Raw genomic sequence first — 2,044 nt, forward strand, 5'->3', positions numbered from 1 at the left:
GGAGGCGGGCGGCGATGCGGCTCGTGACGAGTCGTCCGGCGAGGAGGCCGGCGTGGGGGCCGCGCTGTCCGGCCGGATGAGCGAGGCGGCCCGGCTCCGGCAGGAGCACGACGACGCCGACTTCCCCGCCGACCTGCGAGGGGTCGAACTGGAAGGCATCGACATGGTGCTGCTCGACGCGGAGACCGCGATGTGCGTCCAGGCATGGATCGCCGACGAAGGAGCCCTCACCCGCAAGCTCGACCACATCCTGCGGGCCTGCGTCGAGGACCTGGACGTCGTGATCCCCCACATCACCGATCCGTCGGGCCGGGCGTACTACGAGCGCCTGCGCACGTTGGCCCTGCTCGCGTCGGGTGACGCCAGTGACGCCAATGACGTTGAGGATGCCGAGTTCACCGAGTAGGCCTGCCGTGGGCCGGCCCGTCGCGTGCGGCTGGGTGCGCTGCTGCGGCGTCGGTGGGGAGTTGTCGTCCCTCGCCGGTCCCACGGTGGGGGACGTCCAAGGCCGTGGCGGATGCCGGGGTGTGGAAAGGGAGCGGTGCTGGCGTGTGGCCACGGAGCAACGGCATGCGGGCGTTGGAACTCGGCACGGTCGGTGAGATGCGGGAGCGGCTGAACGCTCTGGTCCTGGCCGGCAGGAAGATCGCCACCACCGGGCTGCTGGCCGAGTACGTGGAGGAGACGGAGGGCCTGGAGTTCGTGGGTGAGCGTCTGGCGCTCCTCGGGAACGACGGTGACCACGTCGCCACGATCGAGATCACCGGTGTCGAGCAGGTTCCCTTCGGCGGGGTCACGTGGGAGCACGCCGCCGCGGAGGGTGAGGGCGACCGGTCGCTGGACGAATGGCGGGCCGGGCACCGGCGCTTCTGGGAAGGCATCGGCACGCCGGTGCAGGACGACACCCCGTTGGTGTGCCTGCGGTTCCGGGTCGTCACGTCGCCCTGACGCCTTCTGGGCCCACCTACTCCGTATCACCCTGCGCGTGCCGTCGACCTCACGAGAAGTCGTACACCGACCACCCGGTGAGCACCCGGTACCCGAGGCGCCGGTACAGCGCGTTGCTGGTGGGGTTGCCGGCGTCCGCGAACAGGACGATGTCCCGCGCGCCCGCGGCCAGGGCGGTGCGAGTGACCGCCGCGGTCACCGCGGCCGCGTAACCGTGACCGCGCAGGTGGGCGGGGGTGTACACGATGTCGATCTGGATCTGGCCGCCGATCAGCGGGTTCATGCCGGCGACGGAGACGGGGGCGCCGTCAGGGGTCTCCCAGAGGGTGTAGCGCTTGTCGGCGTAGCGGGTGGACGGCCAGGTGGCGGCGTCGACGGTCACGTCCTCGCCGACGGCCCTGGCGAACTCGGCGCACCAGCGCACGGTTTCGGCGAGGTCGGCGCCGCTGTCGCCCAGCAGGCGGGCCCGCCCGTGCGGGTGCGGATCCGGCGGGGTGAGAGCGTGCAGGCCGTACAGGTTGAGCCGGGTGTCGCGGAGCTTCGGCGTCGCGCCGGTGTGCCGCTGCCACGCCTCGGCGAACGCGGTGGCCGTGTCGTCGTCGGCGCTCACGCGGGGGAGGACATGGCCGAGGGCGGCCAGGCGGACGGCGAGGGAGTCGGCCTGCTCGGGGGTGAGGGGGGAGAGGCCGACGCCGCCCAGCCGGTAGAAGGTGCCGCACACCTCGCCCGCCCGCACCAGGGTCCCGAACGAGGGGGCGTCCGCACCGGACGCCGCCGACGCCCCTGCCCCGCGGCTGCGGATCCGTTCGGCCCAGGTCAGCTGCATGACGTGACGGCCGGGCCGGGAGCGCAGGAAGCCGCCGGCCTTGGCGAGGAAGTCGTCGACGTCGTCGGTGAGGTGCCAGTCGTCCGGGTGCATGCCTCATGATCCCCCGGGGTCGGGGCGAGCGGAACAAGGCGCTGGACCTGGTGGCCGGGCCGGGCGAGGATGCTGGGGTGAAGCCGCTCAACATCGTCGCGGGCGACGCGACCGACCCCCAGGCCAAGGGTCCGAAGATCATCGCGCACGTCTGCAACGACCTGGGCGGGTGGGGCA

General features: G+C 72.7%; 3 protein-coding genes and 1 pseudogene. 3 read left to right on the forward strand and 1 reads right to left on the reverse strand.

The annotated features are described in order from the left end of the window. Both ACOV8S_RS19220 and ACOV8S_RS19225 read left to right on the forward strand, forming a co-directional pair. Positions 1 to 406 (forward strand): hypothetical protein (locus ACOV8S_RS19220; RefSeq protein ID WP_448319039.1); only part of this gene is annotated, 406 nt, incomplete at its 5' end. A 164-nt stretch (positions 407 to 570) separates the two neighbouring features. Beyond that, positions 571 to 948, forward strand: coding sequence for an ASCH domain-containing protein (locus ACOV8S_RS19225; protein ID WP_448319040.1), 378 nt, complete (start codon positions 571 to 573; stop codon positions 946 to 948). A 49-nt stretch (positions 949 to 997) separates the two neighbouring features. Here ACOV8S_RS19225 and ACOV8S_RS19230 read toward each other — a convergent pair whose 3' ends face one another. Then, positions 998 to 1,867, reverse strand: a complete 870-nt coding sequence (locus ACOV8S_RS19230; protein ID WP_448319041.1) for a GNAT family N-acetyltransferase — start codon at positions 1,865 to 1,867, stop codon at positions 998 to 1,000. A 77-nt stretch (positions 1,868 to 1,944) separates the two neighbouring features. Between ACOV8S_RS19230 and ACOV8S_RS19235 the strand changes: the two are divergent. Then, a pseudogene (locus ACOV8S_RS19235) lies at positions 1,945 to 2,044 on the forward strand (Appr-1-p processing protein); the annotation flags it as partial.

The organism is Streptomyces sp. CO7, assembly GCF_053474865.1.

What these genes read in the sequence shown, in the direction of transcription:
- ACOV8S_RS19225 (WP_448319040.1), top strand. Translation starts at nt 571, where the DNA reads ATGCGGGCGTTGGAACTCGGCACGGTCGGTGAGATGCGGGAGCGGCTG.
- ACOV8S_RS19230 (WP_448319041.1), bottom strand. Translation starts at nt 1,867, where the DNA reads ATGCACCCGGACGACTGGCACCTCACCGACGACGTCGACGACTTCCTC.